At 72.6% G+C, this 15,911-nt stretch carries 17 protein-coding genes; 10 read left to right on the forward strand and 7 right to left on the reverse strand.

What is annotated here, in order from left to right; all coding sequences use genetic code 11:
- Positions 1-395: 395 nt before the first annotated feature.
- The 4 genes from msrB to ACZ6C1_RS09130 form a co-directional block, all read right to left on the reverse strand.
- Positions 396-803 carry a peptide-methionine (R)-S-oxide reductase MsrB gene (gene msrB, locus ACZ6C1_RS09115; protein WP_469239268.1) on the reverse strand — a complete coding sequence of 136 codons (408 nt, stop codon included), beginning with the start codon at positions 801-803 and terminating at the stop codon, positions 396-398.
- 10 nt (positions 804-813) lie between these two features.
- The gene (gene murC / locus ACZ6C1_RS09120; RefSeq protein WP_469239270.1) at positions 814-2,220 is read right to left on the reverse strand and encodes a UDP-N-acetylmuramate--L-alanine ligase; all 1,407 of its coding nucleotides are present in this window, start codon (positions 2,218-2,220) and stop codon (positions 814-816) included.
- A 41-nt stretch (positions 2,221-2,261) separates the two neighbouring features.
- A complete protein-coding gene (locus ACZ6C1_RS09125; RefSeq protein ID WP_469239272.1) occupies positions 2,262-2,744 on the reverse strand; it encodes an indole-3-glycerol phosphate synthase in 483 nt (160 codons plus the stop codon).
- Positions 2,745-2,850: 106 nt separating this feature from the next.
- Positions 2,851-3,618 (reverse strand): pyrimidine reductase family protein, encoded by a 768-nt coding sequence (locus ACZ6C1_RS09130; RefSeq protein ID WP_469239274.1) that lies wholly within the window; start codon positions 3,616-3,618, stop codon positions 2,851-2,853.
- A gap of 37 nt (positions 3,619-3,655) precedes the next feature.
- Between ACZ6C1_RS09130 and zapE the strand changes: the two genes are divergently transcribed.
- The 3 genes from zapE (at position 3,656) to ACZ6C1_RS09145 (ending at position 6,727) form a co-directional block, all read left to right on the forward strand.
- Positions 3,656-4,726: a cell division protein ZapE gene (gene zapE, locus ACZ6C1_RS09135; protein ID WP_469239276.1), complete on the forward strand. Its 1,071-nt coding sequence runs from the start codon at positions 3,656-3,658 to the stop codon at positions 4,724-4,726.
- A 53-nt stretch (positions 4,727-4,779) separates the two neighbouring features.
- The gene (locus ACZ6C1_RS09140; protein WP_469239278.1) at positions 4,780-5,205 is read left to right on the forward strand and encodes an OsmC family protein; all 426 of its coding nucleotides are present in this window, start codon (positions 4,780-4,782) and stop codon (positions 5,203-5,205) included.
- A 151-nt stretch (positions 5,206-5,356) separates the two neighbouring features.
- Positions 5,357-6,727, forward strand: coding sequence for an alkaline phosphatase PhoX (locus ACZ6C1_RS09145; protein ID WP_469239280.1), 1,371 nt, complete (start codon positions 5,357-5,359; stop codon positions 6,725-6,727).
- A gap of 80 nt (positions 6,728-6,807) precedes the next feature.
- Here the strand turns inward: ACZ6C1_RS09145 and ACZ6C1_RS09150 are convergent, their stop codons facing one another.
- The gene (locus ACZ6C1_RS09150) at positions 6,808-8,031 is read right to left on the reverse strand and encodes a cytochrome P450 (RefSeq protein ID WP_469239282.1); all 1,224 of its coding nucleotides are present in this window, start codon (positions 8,029-8,031) and stop codon (positions 6,808-6,810) included.
- A gap of 164 nt (positions 8,032-8,195) precedes the next feature.
- Between ACZ6C1_RS09150 and ACZ6C1_RS09155 the strand changes: the two genes are divergently transcribed.
- Both ACZ6C1_RS09155 and ACZ6C1_RS09160 read left to right on the forward strand, forming a co-directional pair.
- Positions 8,196-9,014 carry a polysaccharide deacetylase family protein gene (locus tag ACZ6C1_RS09155; RefSeq protein WP_469239284.1) on the forward strand — a complete coding sequence of 273 codons (819 nt, stop codon included), beginning with the start codon at positions 8,196-8,198 and terminating at the stop codon, positions 9,012-9,014.
- Between the two features lie 67 nt (positions 9,015-9,081).
- Complete coding sequence (locus tag ACZ6C1_RS09160; RefSeq protein ID WP_469239285.1) at positions 9,082-10,116, forward strand: aldo/keto reductase; 1,035 nt, start codon at positions 9,082-9,084, stop codon at positions 10,114-10,116.
- Here the strand turns inward: ACZ6C1_RS09160 and ACZ6C1_RS09165 are convergent.
- The gene (locus ACZ6C1_RS09165) at positions 10,113-10,301 is read right to left on the reverse strand and encodes a hypothetical protein (RefSeq protein WP_469239288.1); all 189 of its coding nucleotides are present in this window, start codon (positions 10,299-10,301) and stop codon (positions 10,113-10,115) included. The two genes, ACZ6C1_RS09160 and ACZ6C1_RS09165, sit on opposite strands and share 4 nt — an antisense overlap.
- 196 nt (positions 10,302-10,497) lie before the next feature.
- Entirely contained in the window at positions 10,498-11,175 is a 678-nt protein-coding gene (locus ACZ6C1_RS09170) for an AIM24 family protein (protein ID WP_469239290.1), read from the reverse strand.
- Between the two features lie 70 nt (positions 11,176-11,245).
- On the opposite strand from ACZ6C1_RS09170, the gene ACZ6C1_RS09175 reads away from it, so the two are divergent.
- The 5 genes from ACZ6C1_RS09175 to ACZ6C1_RS09195 all read left to right on the forward strand — a co-directional run bounded on the left by ACZ6C1_RS09175 (position 11,246) and on the right by ACZ6C1_RS09195 (position 15,898).
- Positions 11,246-11,914 carry an aminoacyl-tRNA hydrolase gene (locus ACZ6C1_RS09175; protein ID WP_469239292.1) on the forward strand — a complete coding sequence of 223 codons (669 nt, stop codon included), beginning with the start codon at positions 11,246-11,248 and terminating at the stop codon, positions 11,912-11,914.
- A 65-nt stretch (positions 11,915-11,979) separates the two neighbouring features.
- Positions 11,980-12,744 (forward strand): DUF4142 domain-containing protein, encoded by a 765-nt coding sequence (locus ACZ6C1_RS09180; protein WP_469239293.1) that lies wholly within the window; start codon positions 11,980-11,982, stop codon positions 12,742-12,744.
- 103 nt (positions 12,745-12,847) lie between these two features.
- A complete protein-coding gene (locus tag ACZ6C1_RS09185) occupies positions 12,848-14,233 on the forward strand; it encodes an MbnB/TglH/ChrH family RiPP precursor modification enzyme (RefSeq protein ID WP_469239295.1) in 1,386 nt (461 codons plus the stop codon).
- On the forward strand, positions 14,230-15,213 hold the full coding sequence (locus ACZ6C1_RS09190; protein ID WP_469239297.1) for a TIGR04222 domain-containing membrane protein: 984 nt from the start codon (positions 14,230-14,232) through the stop codon (positions 15,211-15,213). The genes ACZ6C1_RS09185 and ACZ6C1_RS09190 overlap by 4 nt, the downstream gene beginning before the upstream one ends.
- A 103-nt stretch (positions 15,214-15,316) precedes the next feature.
- The gene (locus tag ACZ6C1_RS09195; RefSeq protein ID WP_469239299.1) at positions 15,317-15,898 is read left to right on the forward strand and encodes a DUF4142 domain-containing protein; all 582 of its coding nucleotides are present in this window, start codon (positions 15,317-15,319) and stop codon (positions 15,896-15,898) included.
- Positions 15,899-15,911 lie beyond the last annotated feature (13 nt).

Here is a 15,911-nt window from a genome sequence, read left to right on the forward strand (position 1 = left end):
CCGCACGTCCGGGGAACGCCCGGGGGTGCTGCGACGGGTGAGGCGTTCAGGTGTCCGGTCAGCATCCGGTTGGTTCCCAGGCGGCTGATGCCGGGGTCGGGGAGCGCCGTAAAAGCCGTGCCGCTGCTCCAGAACCCGGGGAGGTCGACGCCGACGAGGACCAGGGCCGTACCGGGCGGCGAAGGACCGGGCCGGGCCCTCTCGGCGCGCGCCTCACGCAGTCCGGCGCGTGACCGAGCCCCGGTCACCGTGCCCACGGCCGGGACGGCCGCCACCGACAGCAGAGCCACCGGGCTCGTCCCCACCCGTACCCCTCCCCCGGGTCGGTGGTCCACCAGCCTGGAGCGGCCCACCCGCGCCGCGGTCCCACCGTGGCGCGGGGGTCGGACTCGGCCTCAGTCCTCGGCCGGGGTCAGCTTCAGCGAGATCGAGTTGATGCAGTACCGCTGGTCCGTGGGGGTCGGGTAGCCCTCACCCTCGAAGACATGGCCGAGGTGCGAGCCGCACCGGGCGCAGCGGACCTCGGTGCGGACCATGCCGTGGGAACGGTCCGTGATCAGTTCGACCGCGTCGGTGTCCTTCGGGTCGTAGAAGGACGGCCAGCCGCAGTGGGACTCGAACTTGGTCGTGGAGGTGAACAGTTCGGCGCCGCAGGCGCGGCAGGAGTAGACGCCCTTCGTTTTGGTGTCGGTGTACTCACCGGTGAAGGCGCGCTCCGTGCCGGCCTCGCGCAGGACGTGGTACTCCTCGGGGGAGAGTTCCGCGCGCCACTGCTCGTCCGGCTTGTCGACCTCGTACGGCATCTTCTGCTCCTCAGTTCGACAGGCGGGCGAGGATCCTCGGACCGAGGTCCGTGACGTCGCCCGCGCCCATCGTGAGAACGAGATCGCCGGGCCTGGCCATTCCCGCGACGACGTCCGGGACGGTGTCCTTGTCGGACACGGCGGTGACGTCGGCGCCGGCGGCGCGGGCCGCGTCGATGATCAGGGCGCTGGTGACGCCGGGGATCGGGTCCTCGCGGGCCGGGTAGATCTCCAGCACGGCCGACGCGTCGGCGAGGGCGAGCGCCTGGCCCATCTCCTTGCCGAGCTCCTGGGTGCGGGAGAAGAGGTGCGGCTGGAAGACGACGAGGAGGCGGGAGTCCCCCGCGGCGCCGCGCATGGCTTCCAGGTCGGCGGTCATCTCGGTGGGGTGGTGCGCGTACGAGTCGATGACCTGGACTCCCGCGGCCTCGCCCTTGAGCTGGAGGCGGCGTCCGACGCCGGTGTACGCGGTGAGGGCCTGGGCCAGGGCCGCGGGGTCGATGCCGACGCGGGCGCTGGCGGCGAGGGCGGCGGCGGCGTTGTGGGCGTAGTGGCGGCCGGGTACGGAGACGGTGAAGGTGTGCTCGGTGCCGTCGAGGGCGACGGTGACCTCGCTGGTCATGCCCTTGGGCGTGATGGCGAGGATCCTGGCGTCGGAGTCGGCCGACTCGCCGACGCGGATGATCGTCAGGTCGTCGCGGCCGGCGACCCGGCGGGCCAGTTCGCGGGCGCCGGAGTGCTCGCCGACGACCAGGGTGCCGCCGGGGCGGATCTTGGCGACGAACGCCTCGAAGGACTCGTAGATCTCGTCCATCGACGCGTAGTTGGCGTGGTGGTCCAGTTCGACGTTGAGGACGATCGCGACCTCGGGGTCGTACTTCTGGAAGCTGCGGTCGCTCTCGTCCGCCTCGGCGACGAAGATCTCGCCGTCTCCGTGCAGCGCGTTGGTGCCGGGCCCGGCGAGGTCGCCGCCGATGGCGTACGACGGGGCGAGGCCCAGCTCGGTGAGGGCGACGGCGAGCATCGAGGTGGTGGTGGTCTTGCCGTGGGTGCCGGCCACGGCGATCGCGCGCAGCCCGGTCATCAGGGCGGCCAGCGCGTCGGAGCGGTGGACGACCGGGATGCCCAGCTCGGTGGCGCGGGCGAGCTCGGGGTTGTCGGCGCGGATGGCGCTGGAGACGACGACGCAGGTGGTGTCGTCCGCCAGGTGGCCGGCGGCGTGCCCGATGTGGACGGTGGCGCCGAGCGCCCGCAGGGACGCGGCGGTCTCGGACTCCCGCGCGTCGCTGCCGGCGACCTTGGCCCCGCGCTGGGTGAGGATCTTGGCGATGCCCGACATCCCGGCGCCACCGATGCCGATGAAGTGCGGCCGCTCCATGGCGGCGGGAATCATGGCGGCAGGGATGGCGGGGGCCATGGGTGTCTCTCCCGGGGTGCGACGTCGTTACGGACCCCAGCCTATTCGGTGCCGGGCTCGTCGTTGTGCGCGAAGAGCTTGAGCACCGGCACGCCGACCTTGTGGCGGGCGCGGGAGGCCCAGTCGCGGTGGAAGAACTCCTCGACGTAGTGGGGCTTGGTCAGCACGATCACCTCGTCCGCGCCGGACTCGTCGACGACGGCCTTCAGCTTGTCCAGCGGATGGTCGTCGACGACCTGGCCGACGGCGTCGCAGCCGGCCGCGCGCAGGGAGCGCAGGGAGAGCTCCAGCCCTTGCTCGGCGGTGACACCCGCCGCCTGGCCCGCATGCTCCTCGCCCTCCTTCACGGCCTCCTTCAGTTCGCCCAGGGCGACGTCGTCGATGGCCCGCAGCAGCACGACCTGGTCGCCACGCGGCTGCATCAGGACGATGAAGGACAGCCTCTCGTCCCCGTGGAGGGTGGTGACGAACTCCACGTCCACGGACGACAGCGGCTTCTCGATCATCAGAACGCTTGTGAACACTTGGGAGCCCTTCTGCGGAAACCATCCTTCCCCGTGTCCGCACGGGGACTGCGAGAGTTAGTCTGCCCGCCGGAAGCTAACCGGAACGGGATATTCCGCCGATTGGTCAGGTCCGGGTGTATCGGGTGAAAAGGAACCCGTCCTCCTCCAGCAGCGAGGCGAGGGAGAACCGCTCGGGAACCGCCAGGGACGGCCCGCCCGTGATCCGCTGCGCGTTCCCGGCGGTCAGCAGCGGCGACACCGTCAGGCACAGCTCGTCCAGCACCCGGGCCTCCACCAGCTGCCCGAGGAGACGCGGGCCGCCCTCCGTCAGCAGGCGCGTCAGCCCCAGCCCGGTCAGGGCCGCCACCGCCCGCGCCGGCTCCACACCGGGGCCGTCGCCCGCGACGATCACCCGGGCCCCGGCCGCCTCGGCCTCCCGGACCCGGTCCGGTGGCGCCGCCGCGCCGGTCAGCAGCAGGGTCGGCACGAGCGGCTCGGTGAACAGCGGCGCCGAGAAGTCCAGGTTCAGCGAGGCGCTGACCACCGCGATCGCGGGCGCCGGGCCCTGTCCGGCCGCCGCCCGCCGCGCCGCGAAGGCCTCACGCGCGCGGGCCGGACGGTACCCCTCCAGCCGTACCGTCTCGGCCCCGACGATCACCACATCGGCCAGGGCACGCAGCGTGCCGAAGATCCGCATGTCGGTGTCGGACGAGATGGGCTGGGACCGCCCCTCGTGCTGGGCCGCCCCGTCCAGGGACGACACCATGTTGGCGCGCAGCCAGGGCGTGCCCGCGGGGACGGGGTACGCGTAGGCCTCGGCGAGCTCGTCGAGGGACCACTCCGCATTCACGGCGGGGACTGTCTGGTCGGTCACAGGAAGCAGGCGTCGCATGCCGTGCAGTCTGGCACGGCGATTAGAGTGAGTGACTGTGTCGACCAGTGCCATAACCGAAGCGGCCCCGCTGTCCCTGTGCGCACGCGAGCCGCACGTCCCGGCAGACCGTCTGGTCGCCGAGATGGTGCCGCCGCCGCGCTTCGACGCGGTGCGCTTCGACACGTACATCCCGGACCCGAACCAGCCGAGCCAGACCCAGGCGGTCGAGGTGCTCAGCACGTTCGCCGCCGGGCTCGGCGGCGCGCACGCGACGGGCGCCGGGCGACGGCGCTGGTTCCAGAAGAAGCCGGCCGCGCCCACCGGGCCGCGCGGGGTCTACCTGGACGGCGGGTACGGCGTCGGCAAGACCCACCTGCTGGCCTCGCTGTGGCACGCCACGCCCGCCGAGCCGGCCCTCAAGGCGTTCGGCACCTTCGTGGAGCTGACGAACCTGGTCGGGGCGCTCGGCTTCCAGCAGACGGTGGCCACCCTCAGCGGGCACCGGCTGCTGTGCATCGACGAATTCGAGCTGGACGACCCGGGCGACACCGTCCTGGTGTCGACGCTGCTCGGCAAGCTGGTCGACGCGGGAGTGGCCCTGGCCGCCACGTCCAACACGCTGCCGGGCAAGCTCGGCGAGGGACGGTTCGCCGCAGCCGACTTCCTCCGGGAGATCCAGGGCCTGTCCGCCCACTTCCGCCCGCTGCGCATCGACGGCGAGGACTACCGTCACCGCGGGCTGCCCGAGGCCCCGGCGCCCTACGCGGACGAACAGGTGACGAAGGCGGCGTACGCCACGCCGGGCGCGTCGCTCGACGACTTTCCCCACCTGCTGGAGCACCTGGCCCGGGTCCACCCGAGCCGGTACGGCGCGCTGACCGACGACGTCCGGGCGGTCTGCCTCACCGACGTACGGCCCGTGCCCGACCAGTCGACCGCGCTGCGCCTGGTGGTGCTGGCGGACCGGCTGTACGACCGGGAGATCCCGGTCCTGGCCTCGGGGCTGCCGTTCGACCAGCTGTTCAGTGACGAGATGCTGAACGGCGGGTACCGCAAGAAATACTTCCGGGCGATCTCGCGGCTCACCGCGCTGGCGCGCGACGCGAAGGGGCTGGTGGCGCAGTAGGTTTGGGTGGCATAACCCATTTGGGGTCGTACATCGTCCGAAGGGAATTCGGCATGGCCACCACGCGTCACGCGCACACCGTCTGGGAAGGCAACCTCCTCGAGGGCTCGGGGACCGTGTCCCTCGACTCCTCCGGCATCGGCCAGTACCCGGTCTCCTGGCCCGCCCGCAGCGAGGAGCCGAACGGCAAGACCAGCCCCGAGGAGCTGATCGCGGCCGCCCACTCGAGCTGCTTCTCGATGTTCCTGTCCGGCTCCCTCACCAAGGCCGGCAACCCGCCGGTCCGGCTGAACACCCAGGCGGACGTCACCTTCCAGCCCGGCAAGGGCATCACGGGCATCCACCTCACGGTGGAGGGCGAGGTGCCGGGCCTGGACGAGGCGGGCTTCACCAAGGCCGCCGAGGACGCCAAGGCGGGCTGCCCGGTCAGCCAGGCGCTCACGGGCACCGAGATCACCCTCACCGCCAAGCTCGTCTGACCCACGGGCCACATGAGGCGACGTGGCCCGCAGTGTTCACGTGTCACCACACCACGTGATACACACGTGCGGGTCACGTCACGTGACGTCACACCTGTCCTCCCCCTCGGCCCTCGGCCCGGGGGGACTTCCAACAGGGAGTTGTTGCCTCATGTCCGAACGACTGTCCGCAACACGACGTCAGATCCTGGCCGGTACCGGCGCGTCCGTCGCCGGTATCGCCTTCACCGGCGCCTTCTCCGAGCTCTTCGCCGGCACCGCCGCCGCCCGTGGCCACGCGGGTTACGGCGCCGTCGTCCCCGACCCGGCCGGTCTGCTGGACCTGCCCAGAGGCTTCCGCTACAAGGTCCTCTCCCGCGAGGGTGATCCCCTCCGCTCCGGCGAGGGCAGCGTGCCGGGCAACCACGACGGCATGGGCGCCTTCGCCGGCCGCCGCGGCCGCGTCCACCTCGTCCGCAACCACGAGAACCGGCCCTCCGCCCGGCTCGGCGTGCCCACCGTACGGGGGCTGACGTACGACCCGGCCGCCAAGGGCGGCTGTACGGCGATCGAGCTGGACGGCCGCAACAACGTCCTGGGCGAGCGCGTCGCCATCGCGGGCACCGCCGTCAACTGCTCCGGCGGGCTCACCCCCTGGGGTACCTGGCTCACCTGCGAGGAGACCGAGGACAAGGCCGGCACCAACGGCTACACCAAGGACCACGGGTTCGTCTTCGAGGTCCACCCGGCCGACCCCCTGCGCACCGGAGCCGTACCGCTGACCGCGATGGGCCGCTTCCAGCACGAGGCCATAGCGGTGGACCCGCGCAACGGGATCGTGTACGAGACCGAGGACGCCTTCCAGAAGCCGTTCGGGCTCTTCTACCGTTTCCTGCCCAACAGGCCGCTCGGCGGCACCGGTTCGCTGCGCGCCGGCGGGGCGCTGGAGGCGATGCGCGTACCGGGCGTGCCGGACCTGTCGGCCGTCCAGGAGACGGGCGCGACGTTCGAGGGCGTCGAGTGGGTCCCCGTACCCGACAGCCAGGCGCGGCAGACCCCGATCCGGCTCCAGGACTTCGGGCCCAGGGGCATCACGCACGCCCAGAAGCTGGAGGGGTGCTACTGGGGCGGGCGCAGTGTGTACTTCGTGTCCAGCTTCGCGCGCGCGGCCGAGGGCTCGGCCGCCGACCACTACGGCCAGGTGTGGAAGTACGAGCCGCACCGGCGCCGTCTCACGCTGGTCGTCGTGTTCGGGCCGAGCAGCGACATCCAGTTGCCGGGCGAGTCCCCGGACAACATCTGCCTGGCGCCCGGCGGCGGCCTGATGGTGTGCGAGGACGGCAACGGAGCGCAGCACGTGTACGGCCTCACCAAGCGGGGCGAGGTGTACGAGATGGCGCGCGGCGCGCAGAACATCGGCACCCCGGAGCAACCGGAGTGGGGCGAGTTCGCGGGCGTCACGTTCTCCCCGGACGGGGAGACGATGTACGTGAACTGCTACACGCCGGGGACGACGTTCGCGGTGACGGGGCCCTGGGCTTGAGGTGACGTGACGGCGGTGCGGGGCGACGGGCGGCGGGGCCGCGCGGGCGTCCCGCACCGGGCGCGGGACCGGGGTTACGGTCACCAGGTGACGGGCAGGGCCTCCGGGCCTCGGACGAGCGTGCTGCGCCGCCAGGGGACCTCCCCGGGCGGGACCGCGAGGCTCAGTTGCGGCAGGCGGTCGAGGAGGGTGTCGATCAGGAGCTCGGTCTGCATGCGCGCGAGCAGACCGCCCATGCAGGTGTGCGGGCCGTACCCGAAGGCCACGTGCGGGTTGGGGGTGCGGTCGAAGTCGATCCGCTCCGGGTCGGGGAAGACGTCCGGGTCGCGGTTGGCGGCGAGGTACGAGACGTAGACCGGGTCTCCCGCGCTGATCCGGACCCCGTGCAGTTCCACGTCCTCCTGGGCGATCCGGGCCAGGCCCACGGAGCTGCGGCGGGGGATGTAGCGCAGCAGTTCGTCGATGGCCCCGGGCCGGACGGCCGGTTCGGTGCGGAGCCGTTCGAGGAGGTTCGGGCGGGTCAGCAGCAGGAAGAACATCTGGCCGGTGTTGGCCGTGACGGCCTCCCCGCCGATCTGGAGGGAGCCCGCGAGGCCGATCGCCTCCTCCTCGGTGATGTCGCCCCGGCCCACCGCCGCGCCCAGCAGGGAGATGACGTCCTCCTCCGTGCTGCCGTACCGCGAGCGGACCGTCTCGGCGAACCAGCCGTCCATGCCGTCCTGGGCGCGGGCACCGGCCTCGGAGCCGCCCGAGGAGGAGACGATCTGCCGGGTCCAGGCACGCATCCGTTCGCGGTCGGCGGCGGGCACGCCCATGACCTCGCAGACCACGGCGAGGGGGAAGGGTTCCAGGATCCGTGCGGTGAGGTCCGCGGGCGGCCCGTCGGTGAGCAGTTCGTCCACCATCTCGTCGAGCGTGTCGCGGGCACGGGAGCGCAGCCGTTCCACCCGGCCCTGGGTGAAGGCCGGTGCCACGGCGCCCCGCAGCCGGTTGTGGTCGGGCTGGTCGGCGAAGGCCAGCGATCCGCGTTGGGGCTCGAAGTGCGGTGCGAGCCGGGTGACCTGGCGGTCGACGACGGGGGCCCGGGTGAAGCGCGGGTCGTTGGCGACGGTCCTGACGTCGTCGTAGCGGGTCACCAGCCATGCCCAGCCCTCGCCGTGGGGCAGTTGGATGCGGGTGACCGGCCCTTCGCGCATCAGCTCCGTGAGCACCGGGTCGAACTCCGTCCCGGCGATGTCCAGGGCGGGCCAGTGCCGCACGGGCGGTGGGCCCAGGATGGGCCGTGTCGCGGTGCCCTCGATCATGCGTCCGTCCGTCCCTTCGACGACTGGGCTTCCTCCTCACGATCACCCGGGCGGGGCGGGACCTCGCGCTGGACTACTCCGGACGGAAGCAGGACGCACACCATCCGGCCTGATGATCATATATTTTGCGGCTTGTGATCACTTCTGTGGGAAATACGTCGCTTATGGCTGTTTTGTGTGCTGGTCTCGTCGGCTGTGGTGGGGCCTCCGACACACGCCCCACCGCACCCCCGCGACCGCCCGCCGTCGCGAGCCTCTCCCCCGCCCGGGTGCCGCCGACCATGGCACCCGGCCCCGGCGGCCTGACGCCCGTGTTCGAACGGGGGCCGGTGACGGCCGACAGGACCGTGGCGCTCACCTTCGACGCCGACATGACGGCCGACCAAGGGCCCCGGGCGGCGAACGGCGAACGGTTCGACAACCCCGCGCTGATCGACACGCTCCGGCGCCTGAAGGTCGACGCGACCGTCTTCATGACCGGACGCTGGGCCGAGCAGTACCCCGCCCAGGCGAGGGCCATCGGCAACGACCCGCGCTTCGAGATCGCCAACCACTCCTACAGCCACCACGCCTTCAAGGCGCCCTGCTACGGGCTGCCCGCCCTCGGCCGGCACGAGATGGCGGCCGACGTGCGCCGCGCCTTCGACGCGTTCCGCACGGCCGGGGCGCGCAATGTCGTGCCCTACTTCCGCTTCCCCGGCGGCTGTTACGACGACGAAGCCCTGCGCGCGCTGGCCTCCGCCAAGGTCACCGCCGTCCAGTGGGACGTGGTCAGCGGCGACGCGTTCGCCACCGACGCCGACGCGGTCGCCGAGCAGGTGCTGGCGGACGTGCGACCGGGCTCGCTGGTGGTGCTGCACTGCACCCGCAGCGCCGCGCCCGTCACCGAGCGGGCGATCCGCCGCATCGTCCCGGAGCTGCGCGAGCGCGGCTACCGCTTCGTCAAGGTCTCCGAGCTGATGGCCGCCGCACGGGGCGCGTGAACGCACTTGCCCTCCAGTACGCTCCAACGCCTAACGTCACGGGTACGACCTGACGAGGGGACACACCGTGCGTTACACACTGTTCGGCCGGACCGGTCTGCGCGTGAGCGAGCTCGCCCTGGGCGCCATGACCATGGGCCACGACGGCGACGTCGACGTGAGCCGCCGCATCCTCGACACGTACGCGGACGCGGGCGGCAACTTCGTCGACACGGCCGACATCTACGCGGGCGGCGCCTCCGAGACCGTCCTGGGCAAGCTGCTCGACGGCCGCCGGGACCGGTTCGTGCTGGCCTCCAAGTACACGTGCGCGACGCACGAGGGCGATGTGAACTCCGGCGGCAACCACCGCAAGAACCTGGTGCAGTCGGTGGAGGCCAGCCTCGCCCGGCTGCGCACCGACCGCCTCGACGTGCTGTGGGTGCACGCCCGGGACGAGCTGACCCCGGTCGAGGAGGTCATGCGCGCCCTGGACGATCTCGTACGCTCCGGGAAGGTGCTCTATCTCGGTGTGTCCGACTGGCCGGCCTGGGAGATCGCCCAGGCGAACACCCTCGCCGAACTGCGCGGCTGGACCTGCTTCGCCGGCTCGCAGCTGCGGTACAACCTGCTGGAGCGCACGCCCGAACGCGAGCTGCTCCCCCAGGCGCGCGGCTTCGACCAGGCCGTGTTCGCGTGGGCGCCACTGGCCGCGGGCAAGCTCACCGGGAAATACCGGCGCGGTGAGACGGGCCGCCTGTCCGACGGGGCGCGTGAGGACGAGCGGGAGGCCGCGATCATCACCGCCGTCCTGGAGATCGCCGAGCAGGGCGGCTGGAGTCCGGCCCAGGTGGCGCTGGCCTGGCTGCGCGGCCGCCCCGGCAACATCGTCCCCCTCATCGGCGCCGCCCGCCCCGGCCAGCTCGCCGACAACCTCGCCTGCCTCGACGTGGAGCTGGACGCCTCGTCCGTCGAGCGGCTCGACCGCGTGAGCGCGGTGCCGCTCGGCTTCCCGCACGACTTCCTGCGGGAGCCGGGTGTGGTGCGCAACGTCTACGGCGACCGCCACGCGGACGTCGAGGACCGGCGCACCTGGCGCGCGTCCCGGGCCGACCGCGGCTAACCGGAGCAGGCGGTGCGCTCCGCCTCCCGCCACTCGCAGACCGGGCACAGCGTGATGCCCTTGGTCGACTCCGGGTACTCGGTCGGCTCCTGGCACTGGACACACGCGGCGTACGGTGGCCCGCCCTCGGACCGGGCGTCCTGGGAAGCCGGGGTCTCGCAGTACGGATCGTCCTTGTCGTCCATGTATACGAGCGTACTCACTCCCGCACCGGCGTGAGCCGGCCGGCGAGGGCGATCGGTGATCACCCGGGCCGGCCCGTGAGGGCGATCCGGTGATCACCCGGGCAGGGCCGGGCGGCGGGCCCGGCGGGAGGCCGGTCCCGCTCGTCGGCGCCGCCCCGTGCGCCCGCCGCGATCGCCGCCGGGCGGGCGCGCCCCGTCAGGACTGCTTCGCCTTCTCCGGTGTGAGCTCGCTGGGCCGAACGATCACGAAGCCCTCACCCTGGAGCATCAGCTGCACGGCCTCGCCGGACCCGCCGCGGATCATCGAGCCGAGGGACTGCGAGCGGTGCAGCGAGGTGTTCAGCTGGGCGCTCCAGCCGACGACGGCGTCGGTGTCGACGTACACCGGCTGGTTGGTGGTGACCGGGATGACGACGGGGTTGCCGTCGCAGATGACGGCGAGCTTGCCGTAGCCGGTGAAGACGCTGTTGAAGAGGCCGCCGCCGGTCATTCCGGCGCCCTTCACGGTCTTGATGTCGTACGAGAGTGTCGCGTCGAAGCACAGGACGTTGCGGCCGTTGACGGTGAGCGCGTCGCCCTGGTCGATGTCGACGATGAAGCAGTTCTGGGCCTCGTGCGCGAACCACGCCTCGCCCTGGCCGCGCACGGCCATCAGCGGCAGGCCCTCACCGGTGACGGCGCGCTTGAGCATGCCGCCCAGACCCTGGCCCTTGCGCTCGAACTGGAGGTTGCCGCGGTAGGCGATCATCGATCCCTGCCGGGCGTGCATCTCGCCGTTGACGGCGTACTTGACCGACTTCGCGTTCTGGAGGGTCATGCCGGGCACTGTCGCCTGCTGCGCCATGTTCTCGGACGCGAAAAGATCGCTCTTCATACGGGCATCGTGTCCCGGAACTGCCCATTCCGCCAAGAACGGTGTCCGAGACGCCTGGCAGACTGGCCGGGTGAGCAGCCAAGACGCACCCCAGTTCGTGCTTCCCCTCGTCGTCCGCGTCGAGAAGGCCGAACCCCCGACCCGTACCGACGCGCTGGAGACCGCCGCCCGCGCGGTGCTCGTGATGCTGTCGGACGACCGGTCGCTCGGCGACGGGGAGTGGGCCGAGGCCGTGCGCGACTGGCAGGACGCACGGATCCGCAAGGTGGTGCGCCGGGCGCGCGGTGCCGAGTGGCGCAAGGCCGCGCAGTTGCCGGGCATCACGGTGACGGGCGGCACCGCGGAGGTGCGGGTCTTCCCACCGGTCCCGCTGGACGGCTGGCCCAAGGAGCTGGCCAAGCTCCAGGTGTCGGGCACGGAGCTGGACGACACCGGCGAGCTGCCGCCGCCCGCGCCGGGGCAGGCGATGCTGTGGCTCAACCCGGACCTGCGCATGTCGACCGGCAAGGAGATGGCACAGGTCGGGCACGGCGCCCAACTGCTGTGGTGGGCGATGACGGACGCCGACCGCAAAGCCTGGCGGGAGGCCGGCTTCCCCCTCGCGGTACGCACCGCGCACCCCGGCCGCTGGGCCGAACTCACCGCGAGCGGGCTGCCGTTGGTGCGGGACGCGGGCTTCACGGAGATCGCTCCCGGGTCGTGCACGGTGGTCTCCGAGTTTCCGGTGCGGGGCGACTGAACGTTCGCTTCCATGTATACGTACCTCCCAGTACTGCCATCAGTTCGGGAGGCACCACCTTGTTGATGCGACGTATCAACGGCTCGGCACTCATCATCGCGGCCCTCGTCGCCACGGTCAGCGCGTTGGCGTTCCCGGTCTGGTCGTACGCCGACCGCTCCGGCACCGGCCAGGCGAACCTCAACGCGTCCACCGTGGCGACCCAGTGGGGGCCACTGTCGGCGACGGACCGCGACTTCCTGGTGAAGGTCCGGCTGGCGGGGCTCTGGGAGCTGCCCGCCGGTCAGCAGGCGATCGAGCGGGCGCCGAGCCAGGCCATCAAGGACGCGGGGGACCACCTGGTCGTCGGCCACACCGACCTGGACCAGCGGGCTCGTGACGTGGCGGCCAAGCTGGGCGTGGAGCTGCCGAACCAGCCGTCCGAGCAGCAGCAGGGCTGGCTGCGGGAGCTGTCGGCGGCGAGCGGCGAGGAGTACGAGCGGAAGTTCGCGAACCTGCTGCGCAACGCGCACGGCAAGGTCTTCGCACTGGTCGCCCAGGTGCGGCACACCACCCGCAACACGCTGATACGGCAGCTCGCGAGCGACGCCAACCAGACCGTGCTGGACCACATCACGATGCTGGAGGCGACCGGCAAGGTCGACTTCGACGCCATCGCCAACGAGGCGGCGGGGAACGCCACCGCGAGCCCGTCCGGTCCGCCGGCGCCCAACGGCAACCTGCCGCCGGCGCCGTCTCCGGCCGTGCCGACGGGGACGGACCAGTCGTTCACCTCCCGGCCCTCGACCCAGCCGGGGCCGCCGACGGCCATCAACACGACGCGCCCGTAACCCGGTCCGTAACCTCAAATCAAGCTCTGAACTGCGGTTCTTCCGTTTCGTGGATCCGCTCCCGGGGCCATTACCCTTCCGACCGACGCAGGAGGAGGGGGACATGAGGGAACTGGGTACCGGCATCGGCTGGCGTCCCGAGATCGCGGACGCGGTGGAGGGCCTGACCGGCGTGGACTGGGTGGAGGTGGTCGCGGAGAACATCTGCGCCGGCCACCTCCCCGACTCCCTGCTGCGGTTGCGCGAGCGGGGCGTCACGGTCGTCCCGCACGGCGTGTCCCTGGGCCTGGGCGGCGCGGACCGGCCGGACGAGGGGCGCCTCGCGGAGCTGGCGGCCACGGCCACGGCCCTCCGGGCGCCACTGGTGACCGAGCACATCGCCTTCGTACGGGCCGGGGGGCCGCTCACCGCCTCCCCCGCGCTGGAGGCGGGCCACCTGCTGCCGGTCCCGCGCACCTGGGAGGCGCTGGACGTGCTGTGCGAGAACGTCCGTATCGCCCAGGACGCACTGCCGGTGCCGCTGGCGCTGGAGAACATAGCGGCGCTGTTCTCCTGGCCGGGCGAGGAGCTGACGGAGGGGCAGTTCCTGGCCGAGCTGGTGGAGCGCACCGGCGTCCGCCTCCTGATCGACGTGGCGAACCTGCACACCAACCACGTCAACCGGGGCGAGGACCCGGCGAAGGCCCTGGCGGAGCTGCCGCTCGAGGCGATCGCGTACGTCCACGTGGCGGGCGGCGTCGAGCGGGACGGCGTCTGGCACGACAGCCACGCCCACCCCGTCCCGCCCGCGGTCCTCGACATCCTCGCGGACCTCGCCTCCCGGGTGGCCCCGCCGGGCGTGCTCCTGGAACGGGACGACGACTTCCCTCCGGCTCAGGAGCTGGCGGGCGAACTCGCCTCGATCCGCGCGACGGTACGCGGAGCGACGACGGTGCCGGGCGCCGGGCGTGAGGCGGACACCGCGCCGGTGAGGGGCACCGCTCCGGTGGCAGGCGCACCGGTGGCGGACGGCGAGCGTGGGGCGTCGGCGGGGACGGTGACGGGGCCGGTGGCCGGCACCGGTGTCGCCACGGGGGCGCGGGAGCGGGTGGGCATCGCCCAGGCCGCGTTGCTGTCGGCACTGGTGGCCGGAACGCCCGCGCCCGAGGGGTTCGACCACGGCCGGTTGCGGGTGCAGAGCCGGGCGCTGGCCGGCAAGCGGGCCGGGGTCGTGGCCAAGGTGGCGCCCGAGCTGCCGGAGATCCTCGGCGGCGGATACCGGGCCGCGTTCCTCTCGTACGCCGCGTCGCGTCCCATGCGCGGCGGATACCGGCGCGACGCGCTCGACTTCGCGGAGCACCTGCTGATCGCCGGGAAGCCCGAGGACCCCGCGTCCCGTCAAAGGCTCACCGCGTGGTGGCGTGAACGCGCCGGAGTGCGACCGCCCGGCCGGACCGGCCGGCTCGTGCGCGCCGCCCGCGCCGCGATCGTCGGGAGGCGTGCCGCGTGAACGTCCTCGCCCTCCTGGTGTACGTCGCCGTCGCCGTCTCGTCGGCCCTGCTGATCAACGGGGTGGCCGCCTCCCGGCGCGGCCCCGGCGGCTCCATCCACTACCGGGTGGAGGCCGCGTTCCTGAACGGCGGGCCCGCCCGGGTCGTCGACTCCGCCCTGGCCTCGCTCCACGCGGACGGCCGCGTCGCCGTCGGCGGGCCGGGCATCGTGCACGTCGTACGCCCCGTCGGCCACGACGCCGCCGAGCGCGCGGTGCTGCACGAGCTCGCCGCCGCACCCCACGGTGCGCTGCACACGGTCAGGCTCGCCGCCATGCGCAACCCCGCCGTGCAGGAGGTGGGCGACCGGCTCGCCGCCCGGGGGCTGCTCGTGCCGCGTGCGGCGGGGCGCACCTGGCGCCGGTGGAGCGCCTTCCAGGCGGTCGGCTGCTTCCTGCTCGTTCTCGGCTCGATCGCCGCGACGATCGTCGAGTACACCACCGCCGAGTGGGGCGAGATGCCGTTCCCCTTCGTCGTCAAGGTGCTGCCCGCGCTGCTGCCGGGCATGGTCATCGGGATGATCTGTGGCGCCGTCAGCGGCCGCCGCGTCACCGGGGCGGGCCGCCGGGCCCTCGCCGCGTACCGCCGGGCCCATGCCCACCTGACCGAGCCGGGGGACCTGGTGGCGCTGCACGGGCTGCGCGCGCTGCCCGACCGGGCGCTCCAGGACCAGCTGGTGGCGGCGGCGCGGATGTCCGGGCGGAGGGACACGGGAGGGAGCACGCAGCAGGACGATCCGGCCGTGACGGTCGTCGTGTGGTGCGCGAGCGCCGACACGGGCGGGTCGAGCTGCGGGGGCGGCTGCGGAGGCGGCGGAGGCGGAGGCTCCGCGTGCAGCGGCGGATCCGGCTGCGGAAGCGGCTCGGACGGGTCGAGCGGCGGAGGGTCAAGCTGCGGAGGCGGCTCCAGTTGCGGAGGCGGGGGCGGCGGCGGGGACTGACGAACCCGCAACCCATCAACGTACCAACTGCACAAGGGAGTTGACGGCACCTCCGGCAACCGTCCGCACGATCACCGTGCCTCCCGCTAGCGTGCACCGCACCATGCGACCCCACTCAGGTACCGGCACCGGCCTGGTCGTCGTCGCCCTGACGGCGACCATCGCCGCCCTCGTGTTCCCCGTCTGGTCCTACGCCGACCGCGCCGGCACCGGCCCCGCCCGCCTGGAGGCCGGTGCCGTGCCCACCCGGTGGGGACCGCTGTCCGCCGCCGACCGCGATTTCGTCGTCCGGGTCCGGCTGACCGGGCTCTGGGCGCTCCCGGCCGCCCAGCAGGCCACCGGCCGCGCTCCCAGCCGTGCCGTCGAGACCGCCGGGCGGCACCTCGCGACCGACCACACGTACCTCGGCGTCCGCGTCCGTGACGTCGCCGCCCGGCTCCGCGTGGCGCTGCCGAGCCAGCCCACCGACGAACAGCGGACGTGGCTCGACCGGTTGATGGAGACGCGCGGACCCGCCTACGAGTCGGTGTTCGCCACCTTGCTGCGCCAGGAGCACGGCACCCTCTTCTCCGTCGCCGCCGACGTCCGCGCCACCACCCGCAACACCCTCGTCCGGGCGCTCGCCGACGATGCCGTCCGGCTCCTCCTCGGGGACCTGAACGCCCTGGAAACGTCCGCATCGTGAAAACCCTGTGGCG

It is taken from the genome of Streptomyces sp. NPDC041796 (genome assembly GCF_055590785.1).